This is a genomic window from Mesorhizobium sp. M1E.F.Ca.ET.041.01.1.1, from assembly GCF_003997355.1.
Classification (GTDB): Bacteria; Pseudomonadota; Alphaproteobacteria; order Rhizobiales; family Rhizobiaceae; genus Mesorhizobium.
Map to the genome: position 1 here is coordinate 1 of NZ_RZSL01000922.1, position 1,631 is coordinate 1,631.

General features: G+C 66.1%; 1 protein-coding gene and 1 pseudogene. One reads left to right on the top strand and one right to left on the bottom strand.

Going from position 1 to position 1,631, the window contains the following annotated elements; all coding sequences use genetic code 11:
- Nucleotides 1-303, top strand: a pseudogene (locus EOA38_RS35920) (UTP--glucose-1-phosphate uridylyltransferase); the annotation flags it as partial.
- Nucleotides 304-361: 58 nt separating this feature from the next.
- Here EOA38_RS35920 and EOA38_RS35925 read toward each other — a convergent pair.
- Nucleotides 362-1,631: outer membrane beta-barrel protein (locus EOA38_RS35925; RefSeq protein WP_127301444.1), on the bottom strand; the 1,270-nt coding region annotated here is incomplete at its 5' end.

The window sequence follows — 1,631 nt, forward strand, 5'->3', positions numbered from 1 at the left end:
CTCTTCATCAACGGGCGCTACATCCTGCAGCCGGAGATTTTCGGCCTCCTCGAAAGCCAGGAGCGCGGCGCAGGCAACGAGATCCAACTGACGGATGCGATGCTGAAGCTGGAAAAGCGGCAGCCCTTCTACGGCTATCACTACAAGGGGCGCACCTTCGACTGCGGCTCGCCCGAAGGCTTCGTCGAGGCCAATGTCGCCTTCGCGCTCTGGCGCAACGACATGAACGAGAGCATGGCCGGCGTCATCCGCACCCTGCTGGATGAAGTGCGGCCGGCAGAGCGGCGCGGAGCGGCGTCCTAGATCTGCCGATCATTCTGGCAATTCCGACCTGGCCGAGGTTCCAAACCTCGGCCATCGGCTACCGTTGCACCTTCAGGCCGAGATAGACGCTGTTGGCGACGTAGTCGCGTCCCGTCAGGTTGCTGGTGAGCTTCTCCGTCCTCACCCGCGTGGTGAGGCCGGCATAGCGGTTCAGCCACCAGGTCAGCCCGGCCTCGGCGCTCAAGATCAGATCGTGGCCGTCGGAGCCGGTATAGTCGCGCCAATCGAGGCCAAGCGCCGAATTCGCCGTCAGGCTGGCGCGGATCTGCCGCTCGCCGGTGAGCCGGCCCGAGTAAAGGACATCGCCGCTCTCGCCGGCCGCGGTCGTGCTCTCGATGGTGGTCCTTCCGGTGAGCCCGATGATGGTGCCGCGCTCGGGCGACCATTTAAGATCGGCGTTGACGTATGGCCCAGCATTGGCCGGCAGGCGGTCGTCATCGATCGCTTCGCGCAGCCAGCCGACAGAGAATTCGCCGGAGAGCTTGTCGTCCATGTCGAGCTCGAGGCCGGCGCGCGCACCGAGCCGCGTCGAGGAGCGCTCGTAGCCGTTGCTGTCGAGGCGCAGATCGTAGACCCGCCGGCCGGCTTCCACCTCGGCGAAGGGCGTGATGGCCGGCGAGACCTGGTAGCCGGCGCGCAAGGTCGCGGAGTAGAGCGTGGAGTCGCGATCCTTCTGCGACAAGACGGTGCCGTCCGAGAGCTTGGCGTCGCCGTAGAAGTCGTGCGTGACCGCGCCGGTCAGCGTGTAGCGCATCTTGCCGACATCTTTCTCGACGCCGAGGCTGCCGTCCACCGTCTGCCGCAACGGTTGCGAGGTGACGCCGGCGATCGCATCCGGCGAGGACGCCGATTCCGGCACGGCCTCGTAGCCGAGCTTGGCGATGGCGCGCAGATCATGATCGAGGTCGACATTGAGCTGGCCCTCGATGCGGCCCCGCGCATCGTTGATCTTCTGGCCCGAAAGCGTGTTGCGGAAGATGCCGTAGCCGTCGATGACGGCCGAATTTTCGCGCCAGTCCGAGGTGGCGGAAAAACGCAGCGCCGTTTCGGACAGCACCGCCGAGCTGCCGCCGCTGCTGGCATCGGCGTTCGACGTCGCGGTGAAGCCCTGCTCGAGCGTTGGCCGGAAGACAAAGGTGCCGACCTTGATGCCGGGCGCGGCGAAGGGATCGTCCTCTGGCTTGACCTTCTGGCCCTCGATCGACCCGGTGCGCTCGGCCCCGGGATCGAGCTTTTGCCGATCGACGCTGTCAATCGTGACGGCGCGGCGGTTGGCGCTTTCTTCATCGATGGCCGCCGTATCGGCC